Origin of the sequence: Streptomyces sp. NPDC057697, assembly GCF_042799335.1 — a bacterium.
In the GTDB taxonomy this organism is placed as follows: domain Bacteria; phylum Actinomycetota; class Actinomycetes; order Streptomycetales; family Streptomycetaceae; genus Streptomyces.
Genome location: NZ_JBHVJA010000010.1, coordinates 329,004 through 342,815, shown reverse-complemented (window position 1 = coordinate 342,815; position 13,812 = coordinate 329,004). Strand labels below are relative to the sequence as shown.

At 70.5% G+C, this 13,812-nt stretch carries 13 protein-coding genes and 1 rRNA gene; 2 read left to right on the top strand and 12 right to left on the bottom strand.

The genetic code is table 11. From position 1 onward, the window contains the following. A 5S ribosomal RNA gene (rrf, locus tag ACFVFH_RS25610) occupies positions 1-84 on the top strand; the annotation flags it as partial. A 62-nt stretch (positions 85-146) separates the two neighbouring features. On the opposite strand, the gene ACFVFH_RS25605 is transcribed toward rrf, so the two are convergent. Genes ACFVFH_RS25605 through ACFVFH_RS25590 form a run of 4 tightly spaced genes read right to left on the bottom strand, consistent with a single transcriptional unit; the run spans position 147 to position 3,961 of the window. After that, on the bottom strand, positions 147-812 hold the full coding sequence (locus tag ACFVFH_RS25605) for a response regulator (protein ID WP_383772692.1): 666 nt from the start codon (positions 810-812) through the stop codon (positions 147-149). Beyond that, complete coding sequence (locus ACFVFH_RS25600) at positions 809-2,101, bottom strand: sensor histidine kinase (RefSeq protein ID WP_383772737.1); 1,293 nt, start codon at positions 2,099-2,101, stop codon at positions 809-811. Before ACFVFH_RS25600 ends, ACFVFH_RS25605 begins: the two co-directional genes overlap by 4 nt. A 46-nt stretch (positions 2,102-2,147) precedes the next feature. Next, positions 2,148-3,023, bottom strand: coding sequence for an ABC transporter permease (locus tag ACFVFH_RS25595; protein ID WP_383772690.1), 876 nt, complete (start codon positions 3,021-3,023; stop codon positions 2,148-2,150). Then, complete coding sequence (locus ACFVFH_RS25590) at positions 3,020-3,961, bottom strand: ABC transporter ATP-binding protein (RefSeq protein WP_383772688.1); 942 nt, start codon at positions 3,959-3,961, stop codon at positions 3,020-3,022. Before ACFVFH_RS25590 ends, ACFVFH_RS25595 begins: the two co-directional genes overlap by 4 nt. Positions 3,962-4,101: 140 nt before the next feature. On the opposite strand from ACFVFH_RS25590, the gene ACFVFH_RS25585 reads away from it, so the two are divergent. Continuing rightward, complete coding sequence (locus ACFVFH_RS25585) at positions 4,102-4,662, top strand: GNAT family N-acetyltransferase (RefSeq protein WP_383772686.1); 561 nt, start codon at positions 4,102-4,104, stop codon at positions 4,660-4,662. 197 nt (positions 4,663-4,859) lie between these two features. Here the strand turns inward: ACFVFH_RS25585 and ACFVFH_RS25580 are convergent, their stop codons facing one another. From ACFVFH_RS25580 to ACFVFH_RS25545, 8 genes are all read right to left on the bottom strand, one after another. Further along, positions 4,860-6,575 carry a type IV secretory system conjugative DNA transfer family protein gene (locus tag ACFVFH_RS25580; RefSeq protein ID WP_383772684.1) on the bottom strand — a complete coding sequence of 572 codons (1,716 nt, stop codon included), beginning with the start codon at positions 6,573-6,575 and terminating at the stop codon, positions 4,860-4,862. A gap of 1 nt (position 6,576) precedes the next feature. Continuing rightward, a complete protein-coding gene (locus ACFVFH_RS25575; RefSeq protein WP_383772682.1) occupies positions 6,577-7,995 on the bottom strand; it encodes an ATP-binding protein in 1,419 nt (472 codons plus the stop codon). A gap of 67 nt (positions 7,996-8,062) precedes the next feature. Then, positions 8,063-9,613: an SCO6880 family protein gene (locus ACFVFH_RS25570; protein ID WP_383772680.1), complete on the bottom strand. Its 1,551-nt coding sequence runs from the start codon at positions 9,611-9,613 to the stop codon at positions 8,063-8,065. Further along, complete coding sequence (locus tag ACFVFH_RS25565; protein WP_383772678.1) at positions 9,610-10,962, bottom strand: hypothetical protein; 1,353 nt, start codon at positions 10,960-10,962, stop codon at positions 9,610-9,612. Before ACFVFH_RS25565 ends, ACFVFH_RS25570 begins: the two co-directional genes overlap by 4 nt. Then, the gene (locus tag ACFVFH_RS25560; protein WP_383772676.1) at positions 10,952-11,830 is read right to left on the bottom strand and encodes a hypothetical protein; all 879 of its coding nucleotides are present in this window, start codon (positions 11,828-11,830) and stop codon (positions 10,952-10,954) included. Before ACFVFH_RS25560 ends, ACFVFH_RS25565 begins: the two co-directional genes overlap by 11 nt. 183 nt (positions 11,831-12,013) lie before the next feature. After that, positions 12,014-12,322, bottom strand: coding sequence for a hypothetical protein (locus ACFVFH_RS25555; RefSeq protein WP_018101695.1), 309 nt, complete (start codon positions 12,320-12,322; stop codon positions 12,014-12,016). Between the two features lie 303 nt (positions 12,323-12,625). Continuing rightward, a complete protein-coding gene (locus tag ACFVFH_RS25550; RefSeq protein WP_383772674.1) occupies positions 12,626-13,252 on the bottom strand; it encodes a DUF402 domain-containing protein in 627 nt (208 codons plus the stop codon). A 92-nt stretch (positions 13,253-13,344) separates the two neighbouring features. After that, on the bottom strand, positions 13,345-13,779 hold the full coding sequence (locus tag ACFVFH_RS25545) for a DUF6892 domain-containing protein (protein WP_383772672.1): 435 nt from the start codon (positions 13,777-13,779) through the stop codon (positions 13,345-13,347). Between the last annotated feature and the right edge of the window lie 33 nt (positions 13,780-13,812).

The following is a 13,812-nucleotide window of genomic DNA, read 5'->3' as shown; positions in this document are numbered from 1 at the left end:
TACATTCCGAACCCGGAAGCTAAGCCTTTCAGCGCCGATGGTACTGCAGGGGGGACCCTGTGGGAGAGTAGGACGCCGCCGAACTCCTTTTGTTGGAAAGCCCCGTGCCCTTGTGGCACGGGGCTTTTCTGCGTTCACGGGGCCTTTCAGGCCGGCGTCACCAGGTGGGTGTCATAGGCCAGGATGACCGCCTGCACACGGTCCCGGGACCCGGTCTTGGCGAGAATGCGCGTGACATGGGTCTTCACCGTCGATTCGGCGAGGTGGAGCCGTGCGGCGATCTCCGTGTTGGACCAGCCCTGGCCGATGACGGTGAGGATCTCCCGTTCCCTCCCGGTGAGGGAGGCGAGGCGGGCATCCAGAGGGGCGGGGCCGCCGGGAACGGCCGGGAGATGCTGGACGTACGCATCCAGCAGACGGCGGGTGAGACCGGGGGCCACCACCGCATCGCCGCCCGCCACGGCTCTGATCCCGGAGAGCAGCTCCTCCGGCAGCGCGTCCTTGATGAGGAAGCCGCTCGCACCGGCACGCAGACCGTCGTACGCGTACCGGTCGAGGTCGAAGGTCGTGACGATGAGGACACGGGTACGGGCACCGGCCCTGACGATGCGACGGGTCGCCTCGATGCCGTCGAGGAGCGGCATGCGGATGTCCATCACGACGACGTCCGGGTGGTGCCGCTGGACGAGGTCGACGGCTTCGTGACCGTTCCCGGCCTCGCCCACGACGGTCATGTCGTCCTGGCTCTCCAGCAGCATGCGGAAGCCGAAGCGTTGCATCGGCTGGTCGTCCGCGATGAGCACGGTCGTCACGAGGGGTTGTCCTCCAGAGGAAGTCGGAGTCGTACCTGCCAGCCGCCCACGGGCGCGGAGTCCGGCCGCGGGCCCGCTTCGAGCGTGCCGTCGTAGAGGGACGCCCGCTCACGCATTCCCGGGATGCCCTGGCCGCCCCCGTCGGAGCCGAGGCGGCCGACGGCGCCAGTGCCGGTGTCCGTGACCAGGGCTTCCAACTCGGTCGCTCGGTACGTCAGGGTGACCTCGGCGGTCGGGGCCGTGTCCGTGCCGCCGTGCTTCAGCGTATTCGTCAGAGCCTCCTGCACCACCCGATAGACCGTCAACTGCCTTCCCGGGGTCGGCGGGGTGGGCGGGGGCGTGCCATGGACGCGGAGACGTACGGGCAGGCCCGCCGACCGTACGCCGGTGAGGAGCTCGTCGAGGTCGTCCAGGGTCGGCTGCGGGGCGCGGTCCGCCTCGGCGGGGTGGTCGCGCAGGACGCCGAGGAGACGGCGGAGTTCGGTGAGGGCCTGGCGGCTGGTGGTGCCGATGGCCTCCAGGGCCTGGCCGGCCCGCTCCGGGCTCTTGGCGGCCGCGTAGGCCCCGCCGTCCGCGAGACCGGTGATGACCGACAGGTTGTGGCCGATGATGTCGTGCATCTCCCGGGCGATCCGGGTCCGTTCGGCGGCGGCCGCGAGTCGGGCCTGCTGGTCGCGCTCCAGCTCCAGCCGACGGGCCCGGTCGACCAGGGCCTCCGTGTACTCCTTGCGGGTACGGACCACGATCCCGAGCATCGCCGAGAGCGCGAACGCCCAGACATGGGGGAGGACCAGCGGGTCCCAGCTGTCCGGCCGGTGCGCCGCACCGGCCAGCAGCGGTGCGGCCACCAGGGCGCCCGCCCAGGCCAGGGCCCGGACAGGCAGCCGCAGCGCGATGTTGAAGACGACGACCTGCTGGACGTAGGCGGCCTGGACGACGGCGCCGGACCAGACGTTCACCAGCGAGAGCGGTGCCATGAACGCCAGCACGGCGAGGGGATGCGTGCGCCGCCACAGCAGCGGTACGCAGAATGCCACGCCCATCAGAAGGACCGGCGTGCCCGGCACGCCCGGGTCCAGCGCCACGGTGCGCCAGCCGCCCGAGCTGACGTCGAGTACGGCGAACAGCCCCCAGCAGAAGGTCAGCAGCCCGTTCCAGACCAGCGGCCGACGCAGGTCGAACGCGCGGACCCGGCGGAACAGGCGCTGGATGTGCCCGGTGACCGGGGCGCTGTCGCGCTGGGTGCTGCCGGGGGCGTTGCCCGGGGCGCGGTTCTTGGCGCGGTTCATGTCGTCCTCCGTCACGTGCCCATCCTCACGGTCGGCCGGCGCCGGGTCATGCGTCGCGACGACGGAGCATCAGCGCGGCCCCGCCCAGGCTCGCCCCGGCCCACAGGCACAGCGCGACCACGGCGCCTCCCACGGAGGCATGGCCCTCTAGCGGGGTGGCGGAACCGAGAACACCGGCCGCCTGGCCGGGGAAGTACCTGACGGCGCGCTCCACCATGTCGTACGGAAGCAGGGAGAGGACCTCGGGCAGGATCAGCACGCCGCCGATGTAGGCGCCGATGGCCCCCGGCACCGAGCGGAGCAGGGCGCCGAGCCCGAGCGCGATCAGGCTGAGCAGGGTGATGCCCGCGGCGCTGCCGACGACCGCGCGGAACACTCCCGGGTCGCCGAGGGAGGCCGCCTGGTCGGTGTCGTGGAGGAAGAACTGCGCGACGAGGAAGGTGACCAGGGAGGTGGTGAGCATGAGGCCGAAGACCGTGGCGGCGAAGACCGCCGCCTTCGCCCACAGGACCGGGAGCCGGCGCGGGACCGCGGCGAGCGTGGCGCGGATCAGGCCCGTCGCGTACTCGCCCGCGGTGACCAGGATGCCCAGGACCACGGTGCACAGTGTGCTGAGCACCGAGCCGTAGAGCACCAGGACCACGGTGTCGACATCGGAGTCCCCGCCGTCGCTGGTGTAGGTCGTGCCCATGAACAGGCCGACCGCGAGTGTCAGTGCGGCCGCCGATCCCAGGGTGATCCAGGAGGAGCGCAGGGACCGGAGTTTGTGCCACTCGGAGCGTACGACCCGGGCGGGGGTCACCCGGTAGCTGTGCGGCCGCTGGTTCTCGTGCGGCCGCTGGTTCTCGTGTGACCGGTGGTCTGTGGGCGATCGGTGGTCCGGATGGGTTCGGTGATCGGGGTGGGTTGTCGTGGTGGTCATGCGAGGGCTCCGGTCGGTTCGGGGGCGGTGGTCCGGTACTCGATCGACTCCCGGGTCAGGTCCATGAAGGCCTGCTCCAGGGAGGCGGTCCGCGGGGTGAGCTCGTACAGCGGGATGGCGTGGGTGGCGGCGGTGCGGCCGATGTGCGCCGCGTCCGTACCGCGGATCTCCAGCTCGTCGGGGGAGGAGCCGCGCTCGGTGGTGATGATGCTGCTGCCGGGGCCGGTGAGGAGGTCGCGCAGGGCGTCCGCCTGCGGGGTGACGACCTTGACCGAGGGGTCACCGGCCGTGGCGACGAATTCGGCGACCGTGGTGTCGGCGAGGAGCCGGCCGCGCCCGATGATGATCAGGTGGTCGGCGGTGAGCGCCATCTCGCTCATCAGGTGCGAGGAGACCAGGACCGTACGGCCCTGCCGGGCAAGGGATCCGAGAAGGTCACGGATCCACCGCACGCCCTCCGGGTCGAGGCCGTTGACGGGCTCGTCCAGGATGAGCGTCGCCGGGTCGCCGAGGAGCGCGGCGGCGATGCCGAGCCGTTGGCCCATGCCGAGCGAGAAGCCCTTGACGCGTTTGTGGGCGACCGTGTTCAGCCCCGTCAGATCAAGCACCTGCTCGACGCGGCCGCGCGGGATGCCGTGGGTGTGGGCCAGCGCCATGAGGTGGTGGAAGGCGGTGCGGCCCGGGTGGACGGAGCGGGCCTCCAGCAGCGCCCCGACCTCGGTGAGCGGAGCGCCGTGGGTGGCGTACGCCTGACCGCCGATCGTCGCGCGGCCCCGGGTGGGTGCGTCCAGGCCGAGCAGCATGCGCATCGTCGTCGACTTCCCGGCGCCGTTCGGCCCGAGGAACCCGGTGACGGCGCCGGGCCGGACCGTGAAGTCGAGGTCCTGAACGACGGTGTCGTCCCCGTATTTCTTGGTGAGTCCGTATGCCCTGATCATGCGGTCGACGCTACGGAGCGGGGCCTCGGCAGGCGTCGGACCTGGGGCGGGACGTGGCGGTGCGCGTAGTACCGGGGTACGACACGGACCCGCGCGGAATGTTGTTGGCGCGGGTCGGGCGGGCGGGGCAGGATCGGCGGATGGAACATGTGATGCGGGTCGTGCGCGCCGATGAGTGGCCCCTGGTCAAGGAACTGCGGCTGGCCGCCCTGCGGGACCCGGTGGCTCCGGTGGCGTTTCTGGAGACGTACGAGCAGGGCGTGGCCCACTCGGACGCGTTCTGGCAGGACCGGGCACTCGGCGGGTCCGAGGCCGGGGGCGGCGATGTGCGGCAGTTCGTCGCCGTCGCGCCGGACGGGCGGTGGGACGGCGGGATCACCGTGCTGATCGAGCGGCCGGACGCGGAGGTGCGGTTCGGGGAGGCGGTCGACGTCCACCAGGCGCATGTGGTCGGCGTGTTCGTCCGGCCCGGGGCGCGGGGCGCGGGCCTGGCCGAGGGGCTGTTCCGGGCCGGGACGGAGTGGGCGTGGTCGCTTACGGAGCCGCGGATCGAGCGGGTGCGGCTGTATGTGCACGAGGACAACGCGCGGGCGGCGGCGTTCTACCGGCGGATCGGGTTCACCGCGACCGGGCGATCGGTGCCGATGCCGGGCGATCCGTCCGCGCGGGAGATCGAGTACGCGGTGGAGCGGAAGGGGTAGGAGGGGGCGGTGGGGCTTCGGTGGTGGAGTTTCGTGGGTGGTGGGGCTTCGGAGGCGGTGGGGCTTCGGTGGTGCCTGGGGTGCGGTGTCTCGGGGGTGCTTCGGGGCGTCTCGCGGTGCCTCTGGTTCGGAGGGGGCTCGGGTCGCGGGTGCCTCGGGTTCGCGCGGTGTCCCGGGGCTTCCCGGGCCGTTCCCCGTCAGGGTGATGTGGTGAGCTCCTGGGCCCAGCGGGCGCGGGCCTGCTCCTGGGAGCGGAGGAGCACCAGGGCCGGGAGCCCCATCGCCTCGCCGGTCGCCAGGAGCTCCGGGAGCCGGGGGAGGGGGGCCACCGCGGCGACATCGTCGAGCACCAGGGTCATTGGTGGGTCGAGCCGACCGTCGGTTGACCGTGCGGCCAAGCGGCGGCCGTGCTCGACCACGTGTGAGGCGAGGGCCGTGAGCAGGGGCATTGCTCCCGGTCCCGAGCGGGGATCCTCGATCGGCTCACCCACCACATAGAGAGTGCCCCCCTCGGCCGCGAAAGATTCCAGCACGAGTGAATCGGCACGGTTCGGTGTGCACGCGTCACGGATATGGACCGACGAGAGCGCGCCGAAGGCCCGTACCGTCAGTTCCTGGGCCATTTCCCGGCGTTCGGGATGGGCGGTCAGCGCCGACTCCAGCAGGCCGGCGACCCCGGAGGCCGCCTTGGGGTGGGTACGGAGCAGGCGTACCGGTTCGTGGGCGCTGCCGCCGAGTGCCCAGCGGTGGACCTGGCGGAAGGGGCGGCCGTCGACGGCGGCGGCGTGCAGCCAGCACTGGAGGAGCGTTTCGGCGGTGTCGGCGGTCGCCGCGTCGATACGGGCCTGGGGCCGGACCGGGGCCAGCAGCGCGGCGGAGCGGGCGGCGGCCGTCTCTAGCTGCTCGCAGCCTGCGGTGGGGGACCAGTGCAGACGGGCGGGGGTGTCGCAGAGGTGGCCCGGGTCGTAGACGAGCACCGGGCCGAGCTTGGCGCGGGCGTCCTTCGTCTCGGCCCAGACGGTGGGGTCGGAGGTGACGACCAGCGCGGGGCCGTTGGCCTCCAGGATGGCCTGGACGACGGCGGGGCGACGCGTCGCGGCCGGTCCGTAGACGACGAGCGGCGCGCGGGGGGAGGGGAGCGGGGCGAGGACGGGGGGTGCCGTTCCGGGCCCTGCTCCGGTCCCGGCCTCTGTTTCTGCTCCGGTCCCGGTGCCGGCCTCTGTTCCTGCTCCGATTTCGGTACTGGTTCCGGTTCCGGTTCCGGTGAGAAGAGTGGTCTCGGCCGGGGTGTGCTCGATGGGGGCGGCGGGGGCCGGAGTGGGGATCGGTGCGAGGGTCGGTGAGGGCGACGGGGCGGGCGCGGGGGGTGGTGTCCGGTGGCGGTGAGGTTTCTGCCGTCGCCGGGGCGGTACGGAATCGCCCCTGGACCGGCTCTCGTCCCCGTATCCGCTCTCGTCCCCGTATCCGTCCTTGTCCCCGTATCCGTTCCTGTGCCGCTGTCCGTCCCCGTGCCCGTCCCCGTAGCGTCGCTCGTCCCGCTGGCGTGCCCGTACGGCCCGCCAGCGGGCCACCGAGCCCAGCACGAACACCACCAGCACCATCAGCACCATCAGTTCACCGATGAACAGGCCCCAGAAGAGCCCGTACCCGGAGAGCTCGCCCGGCGGGGTGTTCGGCCAGGCGGCCGGGAGGTCGTGCGGTGCGGTGACGAGTCGGCGCAACGACAGGGGCGTCTCGGCGAGCGTGACCCCTTCCGGCCAGGCGCCGTGCGCGAACAGCCCGGCCAGGCCGGTGGCCGTCCACGCCAGCAGCGCCAGCCCGAGCAGGAAGGCGAGCAGTCCGATCAGCAGGCCGTCCGGGATGCCTCCGCCGCTTCCGCTGCCGCCGGTACGTTCCTCAGGGCGCCCCGCCATGTCATGCCACCGTTGACTCGGACGACTCGTTCAGCCGTTGTTGGTTCTCGATCCGGGCGGCGCGCTGCTCCGCCTCCAGGTCCGCGGCGCGTACGTCCTCGGGAAGGAGCTCGGTGGCGGAGGACTCGGTCATCGCGCGGTCGGTGAAGACCAGGGGGCGCTCCGCCTCGGTGATCAGGTGCTTGACCACCTGGACATTGCCGTTGACGTCCCAGACGGCGATGCCGGGGGTGAGGGTCGGGATGATCTCGACCGCCCAGCGGGGCAGGCCGAGCACCCGCCCCGTCGCTCTCGCCTCGTCCGCCTTCTGGGCGTAGATCGTGCGGGTCGACGCCATCTTCAGGATCGCCGCCGCCTCGCGGGCCGCCGCTCCGTCGACGACGTCGCTGAGGTGGTGGACGACGGCCACGAACGACAGGCCGAGGCGGCGTCCGAACTTCAGCAGCCGCTGGAAGAGCTGGGCGACGAAGGGGGAGTTGATGATGTGCCAGGCCTCCTCGACCAGGAAGATGCGCTTCTTCCGGTCGGGCCTGATCCAGGTGTGCTCCAGCCAGACGCCGACGATCGCCATCAGGATCGGCATCGCGATCGAGTTGCGGTCGATGTGCGAGAGGTCGAAGACGATCAGCGGGGCGTCGAGGTCGATGCCCGCGCTGGTCGGTCCGTCGAACATGCCGCGCAGGTCGCCGTCGACCAGCCGGTCCAGGACGAGGGCGACGTCCAGGCCCCAGGCGCGTACGTCGTCTATGTCGACGTTCATCGCCTCGGCGGACTCGGGCTCCGGGTGGCGGAGCTGTTCGACGATGTCGGTCAGGACCGGCTGCCGGTCGGTGATCGTCTCGTTGACGTAGGCGTGGGCGACCTTCAGCGCGAAGCCGGACCGCTCGTCCAGGCCGTGCCCCATCGCGACCTCGATGATCGTACGGAGCAGGGCGAGCTGGCCGGTGGTGGTGATGGAGGGGTCGAGCGGGTTGAGCCGGATGCCGCCGTTGAGGGCGGCGGTCGGGTCGAGACGGATCGGGGTGAGGCCGAGTTCCTGGGCGATGAGGTTCCACTCGCCGACGCCGTCCTCGCCCTGAGCGTCCAGGACGACGACCTGGCGGTCGCGGAAGCGGAGCTGGCGGAGCACGTACGTCTTCTCCAGCGCGGACTTGCCGTTGCCGGACTCGCCGAGCACCAGCCAGTGCGGGGCCGGCAGCTGCTGGCCGTACAGCTGGAAGGGGTCGTAGATGTAGCCCTTGCCGGAGTAGACCTCACGGCCGATGATCACACCGGAGTCGCCGAGGCCGGGGGCCGCGGTGGGCAGATAGACGGCCTGGGCCTGTCCCGTCGATGTGCGGACGGGCAGCCTGGTCGTCTCCACCTTCCCGAAGAGGAAGGCGGTGAAGGCGTCCGACAGCGCGGACAGCGGATCTCGCATGGCGTGACCGACCTCCCTTTCGTTTCTCTCGGTTTCGTTTCTCTCGGTTCTCCGGGGCGCCGGGTCCTCAGCGGCGGATGCCGGTGGCGAACGGCAGGGTGTTCACGAAGGCGCGGTGGTGCTCGCGGTCGCACCACTCCAGCTTGAGGTACGACTTTCCGGCCGAGGCCCGGATCGTCCGCTTGTCACGGGCGAGGGCCTCCGGCGAGCGCGACGACACGGTGATGTACCCGACCAGGTTCACCCCGGCGGCGCCGCTCGCGAGGTCTTCGCCCCGCTGGTCGAGGCGGCCGTGTGCGGCGATGTCGCGCGGGTCGACGGTGCGGTTCATCTTGGCCTGACGGCTGGCTTCCGCCTCGTCGTTGGTCTTCTCGGTGAGCATCCGCTCGATGGCGATCTCGGTCGGTTCGAGGTCCATGCAGACCGCGACCGTACGGATCACGTCGGGGGTGTGGACGAGGAGCGGGGCCAGGAAGTTGACGCCGACGGGGGTCATCGGCCATTCCTTCACCCAGGCCGTGGAGTGGCACCAGGGCGCGCGGGTGACCGATTCGCGGGTCTTGGCCTTGAGGAACGTCGGCTCGACCGCGTCCAGTTCGGCCGGCCAGGCGTTGCGCTTGGTCATGGCCTGGATGTGATCGATGGGATGGTCGGGGTCGTACATCGAGTGCACCAGGGAGGCGAGCCGGCTCTGGCCCAGCGGCTGGCGGACCCGGATGTCGGCCTCGGCGAGGCGGGCGCAGATGTCGGTGAGCTCGCGGGCCATGACGACGGCGAGGCCCGCGTCCCGGTCGAGCCTGCGGCCGGCCTGGGGGCGGGCGGCGCGGGCCATGGCGTTGGCCTCGGCGGCCAGTTCGCGGGTGTAGTGCATGCAGGCCACGAGGTAGGCGCGGTGCTGCTCGCTGGAGGTGGAGACCATGGACTGGAGCTGGTCGTACGAGTCCTGAAGCCAGCCCGGGGCGGTCCGGTCGCCGCGCTGGGCGACGTCCTTGGCGTGTGCGTCGGGGTCGGCGGGCAGGGTGCGGGCGAGCATCTGGATGCGGGTCACGAAGCCGTCGCCGTTGGCGACGTGCTTCAGCAGCGTGCCGAACCGGTCGACGAGGGCTTCCTGGTCCTCGCTGTCGCGCAGGCCGACGCCGGGGCCCTCGATCTCGATCGCGGCGGTGACGGTACGGCGGTCGGCGTGCAGCAGCACGGCGATCTCGTCCGGTCCGAAGGGGGCCGCGAGCCAGTTGATCCGGCCGATGCCGGGGGGCGGTCCGATCTCGACCTCGCGCCCGTCGGCGCTGACGCCCGCCTCCATGGCGGCGGAGCGGTAGGTCGTGCCGCGGCGCAGGGTGCGCTTGTAGCTGCGGTTGATCTCGAACCATTTGTAGAAGGTGCGGTGCTTGTACGGGAGGTACACGATCGCCAGGGCGAGGATGGGGAAGCCCACGAGCAGCATGATCCGCGGGCCGAGGTAGGGGACGGCCAGTCCGCTCACCATGCCGAGGAACGCGCCGACGATGATCAGGGCGATCTCGCCGGTCTCGCGGTTCTTGCCGACGATCGCGTTCGGCCGGGCCCGGCCGATGAGATACGTACGGCGGGGCGCGATCGTGTGGGACGGGGTCGTCAACGCCCTCCACCTCCCGTGCTGTTGTTACCTGAACTGCCTGGTCCGCCACCTCGGTGGGAGCGGCTGCCGTGCGGGGTGCCGGAGGTCGGTCCGGATCCCCTGCGTGGGGGAGGGGCCGCGGAGGAGCCGGATCCGCTTCCGCCGGGGTTGCGGGAGCTGTGCGCGGCGACACCGCCGCTGACCGGGTTGGCGGGCCGTCCTCCGCCGCTGCCGCTGTCGCCGCTGTTCTGGCCGCCGCGGCTGCTGTGGGTCTTGATGCCCTGGGAGACCAGAGCGGCGGGGGAGCTGATCATCGCGGCGGCCTGGGAGCCGTCGGTGGCCTGCTTGCGGTTGGTGCGGGCGCCCTGGATCTCGTCGCCGAAGCCGGGGACGAAGCGGTAGATCATCGCGGAGGCGAAGATCGCCAGCAGGATGATGGAGAGACCGGAGACGACGGCGGAGAACGCGTTCGGCCCGTCGTTCTGGGAGAGCGCGCCGGCCAGCCCGAGCACGACGGCGATCACCGGCTTCACCATGATCACCGCGACCATGATGCCCGCCCAGCGCCGTACGTGGCCCCACATGTTCTTGTCGACGAGCCCCGCGTAGACGACGGTGCCGAGCAGGGCGCCCACGTAGAGCAGGGCGGCCCGGATCACGAGCTCCAGCCAGAGGACGCCGGCGGCGAGGATCGAGACGAGCGAGACGACGATCAGCATGATCGGCCCGCCGCCGATGTCGGAGCCCTTCTTGAGGGCTTCGGCGAACGACCCGAAGAAGACGTCGGTCTGCCCGCCCGAGGACGTGGCGACGACCTGGGTGACGCCGTCGGTCGCGGAGACGACGGTGTAGAGGATCAGCGGGGTGAACGCGGAGGCGAGGACCGTCAGCCAGAGGAACCCGACGGCCTCGGAGATCGCGGTGGTCAGCGGGACGCCGCGGATCGCCCGTTTGGCCACGGCGAGCAGCCAGAGGACGAGCGTGAGGACGGTGGAGGCGGCGAAGACGACCGCGTACTGCTGGAGGAACTTGGTGTTCGTGAAGTCGACGTTGGCGGTGCTCTTCACTGCCTCGCTGAGCTTGCCGACGATCCAGGCGGCGGCGTCGGCGCAGCCGCGGGCGAGGGAGGAGAGGGGGTCCTGGGAGCTGTCGAGGGTGGAGGGGCCGATCTTGGAGGTACCGGCTTCGCCTCGTTCGCAGTAGTCCTTGGCGGGGCCGCGGATCAGGTCGCATGCGTTGTTGCTGGCACCGGGAGACGGGCTCGGAGAGGGGGCGGCGAATGCCCGGCCCGCCAGCAGTACGAGAGTGACCTCTAGGCCGGCTGCCACTGCCGTGAACGAAAGAGCTCGACTGGATCGTTTACCGGGCATAGGTGAACCCTCCGAACTGTTCCACGGCGTTGGCCATTTCCTCGGCAGGAGAAGCAGCCTGGTCACGGCCGACGGGAGTGGGGCCGTCCTTCTGCGTGAAGTCGGTGATCTTCCAGTCCCCGCCGATCCAGGTCAGTTCGAAGGTGTTGGTGAACCAACTCTCGGAGACCGGGTTCTTGGAACCTTCGCCTGCCAGCCCGAACAGGGCTGAGTACCAGACGGCGACGCTTGCGGAGTCGCCATTGAACTTCACGATCTTGGTGCCGGCCGGGTTGGAGCGCGAGATGAACGTCAGCCCTGACGGCGCGGTGCCATCAGGATTGAGCCCGATGTTGGTGAGGAAATCCTGACCGGAGTACACCTTGTCGAGATCGCCCTGGCGAGCTGCGGCGACCTCGGGGGCGTAGACGGCGGTAACGACCGCGCGACGACGGCTCTTGTCGAACATGTCGGCTGAGCCGAGCGCCACCGCGTAATTCGCCGCCGCGCTCTGCGCCCCCTGCTCGTCATGGGCGAACCCCGACGGGATCGTGCCGTTCTTCCCCGTCACCGGCTTCGTCCCCGTGGCCGCCGTGGACGCCGACTCCGGCTTGTTCCCCCCGCCCCCGTGGCCGCCGTCCCCGTCGCCGTTCCCGCCGCCCCCGCCCATGTTCGCGAACGCGATAGCCGCGATCAGGACGACGACCACGCCGACCATCATGACCAGGGAACGGGACTTGCGGGCGGGTCGGCGGGGCGCGCCGTAGCCGTCGCCGCCCTCGCCGTCGGGGAGGCGGGTACGGGTCTGGCGGGTGCCGCCGATGGTGCTGTATCCATCGTCCGTACGGCCTGAGTCGTTGCCGTAGCCGTTGTCGTCGCCGAGACTCATGCCGCGTACGCCCCCTCAACCGTTGCCTGGACCGGGTAGTACGACGGTAGCCCTGCGGGTGTCCGCGCGGGCGCGGTGTGGTGACTCGACATCAGGGAGACGCAACCTCTGCCGGTGGGCGCGACGGGCGGATGGTGGGGGTGGGGCGGGACGGGCGGACGGATGGTGGGGGACGACTGTCGGTCAGACAGCCATTCCATAGACGATGGTGAACAGGGTTCCGAGGGATCCGATGATGAACACACCGGTCAGACCGGCAACGATCAGCCCCTTGCCCTGCTCCGCGCTGAATGTGTCGCGCAGTGCCGTCGCGCCGATGCGCTGCTTCGCCGCGCCCCAGACCGCGATGCCGAGGCAGAGCAGGATGGCGATGGCCATCACGACCTCGATCATTACGCGGGCCTCGTTGCCCAAGGTCCCGAACGGCCCCCAGTTCGGGGCGATTCCGCCGATGATGGTGGTGATGTCGCCCTTCTCAGCTGCCAGGATCATGTAAGTCACCGCCCCTGTTGGGTAGTTCGTTGCCCCTGCCGGACGACACGGGTCGCTCTCTATCTTCGCTGATGAAACTGCTCTCGTACGACGGCTTGACAGCTCTCTTTACCCGGATCTCGCACATATGGCCGGTGCGGCCGCCCTGGCCTGTTGGATCGAAATAGTGTGTGACTGAATATGTATGGTTACTCTGTGTATCACGGGGTGTGACCCCGGGCAATGATTGTCGTCTCGCCACCCTGGCCGGGAATGTGCGCATGCCCTGGTCAGCGGGCCGCACCCGGCCGGAGCAGGGGGCGGTCAGAGCAGGGGATGGCGGGGAACGGGCGGTCGGGGCGGGGTCGTCCAGGTGGACGGCGGCTGGAAATCGCACCAGGTGCCGTCGAAGGGAAACGTTCCGGCCTCGGCGAGCCGGACGACCGAGGCCCCCTCGTTCCGGATCGCGGACGCTTCGTCGGCCGACCAGTAGACGGGGTGACCGGTCTTCTCGGCGAAGGACTCCTCGTCCTTCCACTTCCAGGTCCGGTCCGGCGCCACGTTGATGTCGAGTTCGTGGTCGGTGATGTCGATGTCGTCACCGCGATGGGTCCGGCGCTCCAGATTCACGTACCAGCCACGGAATTTCCGTCCACGGCCGAAGAGCCAGAGCACCGAGTGTGCGGCGCCGGTCGGCTGGTAGAAGAGCGCGTTGCCCATCGGCCAGCGGTCGGCGACGACCGGATAGCCGCCGGACGGCCGGTCGTCGGGGGCGATGTCCCGCAGATGCCTCCCACGCGGAAGCTTCGTACGCCACATGGGCGTGCCGGTCTCCATCCAGACCAGCTGACCCGCGTCGGTGCGCTCGACGAGGCGTACGGGCACCGACGCACTCAGGTGGCCGCCGATGAAGAAGTTCCAGCGGAGGATCCTGCCCGGCTCGTCGTTCATGCCGTTGATCATGCCCGCGGCGCGGCGGCCGGACACGTTGTCCGATCACTTGACCGGGAGTCACCGGACGAGGAGGAGAACGCGCTTGCGACTCAGTCGGCGCTGATGCCCCGGGCCTCAAGGATCTCGGCCTTGAACGGGATGCCCAGCCCGCAATCGTGGATGCCCGTGATCTGCCGCAGATTCGGCAGCAGGTCGAGGTCGTCGAGCGAGCCCACGTCGAACAGCTCGTCCTCGCCGTCCCAGCCCGGAGCGCACTCCTGGTACACCCGGTGCCCGCCATCGACGAGGAGGCTGTCCACCGTCGCGAGCAGTTCCTCACTGATCTCCAGCGCTTCGAAGTGGGCACGGGCCTCGTCGAGCACCGTGTGGGCGAGGCCGTTGCCGAACGCGTAGGACTCCGCGTCGTTGACGCCCCTGGCCCGCAGGCATGCGCGGATGCTGAAGGCCGGGGTCAGCGTCTTGTCCTCGTACATGAGCTTTTCGATGACCAGCAGCTTGAAGTTGAAGTCGCGGAAGGCAGGCATGGCGGGGACCCTACACAGGGCCTCACACAGGGC

What these genes read in the sequence shown, in the direction of transcription:
- ACFVFH_RS25600 (WP_383772737.1), bottom strand. Translation starts at nt 2,101, where the DNA reads ATGAACCGCGCCAAGAACCGCGCCCCGGGCAACGCCCCCGGCAGCACC.
- ACFVFH_RS25595 (WP_383772690.1), bottom strand. Translation starts at nt 3,023, where the DNA reads ATGACCACCACGACAACCCACCCCGATCACCGAACCCATCCGGACCAC.
- ACFVFH_RS25590 (WP_383772688.1), bottom strand. Translation starts at nt 3,961, where the DNA reads ATGATCAGGGCATACGGACTCACCAAGAAATACGGGGACGACACCGTC.
- ACFVFH_RS25585 (WP_383772686.1), top strand. Translation starts at nt 4,102, where the DNA reads ATGGAACATGTGATGCGGGTCGTGCGCGCCGATGAGTGGCCCCTGGTC.
- ACFVFH_RS25580 (WP_383772684.1), bottom strand. Translation starts at nt 6,575, where the DNA reads ATGGCGGGGCGCCCTGAGGAACGTACCGGCGGCAGCGGAAGCGGCGGA.
- ACFVFH_RS25575 (WP_383772682.1), bottom strand. Translation starts at nt 7,995, where the DNA reads ATGCGAGATCCGCTGTCCGCGCTGTCGGACGCCTTCACCGCCTTCCTC.
- ACFVFH_RS25565 (WP_383772678.1), bottom strand. Translation starts at nt 10,962, where the DNA reads ATGCCCGGTAAACGATCCAGTCGAGCTCTTTCGTTCACGGCAGTGGCA.
- ACFVFH_RS25560 (WP_383772676.1), bottom strand. Translation starts at nt 11,830, where the DNA reads ATGAGTCTCGGCGACGACAACGGCTACGGCAACGACTCAGGCCGTACG.
- ACFVFH_RS25555 (WP_018101695.1), bottom strand. Translation starts at nt 12,322, where the DNA reads ATGATCCTGGCAGCTGAGAAGGGCGACATCACCACCATCATCGGCGGA.
- ACFVFH_RS25550 (WP_383772674.1), bottom strand. Translation starts at nt 13,252, where the DNA reads ATGAACGACGAGCCGGGCAGGATCCTCCGCTGGAACTTCTTCATCGGC.
- ACFVFH_RS25545 (WP_383772672.1), bottom strand. Translation starts at nt 13,779, where the DNA reads ATGCCTGCCTTCCGCGACTTCAACTTCAAGCTGCTGGTCATCGAAAAG.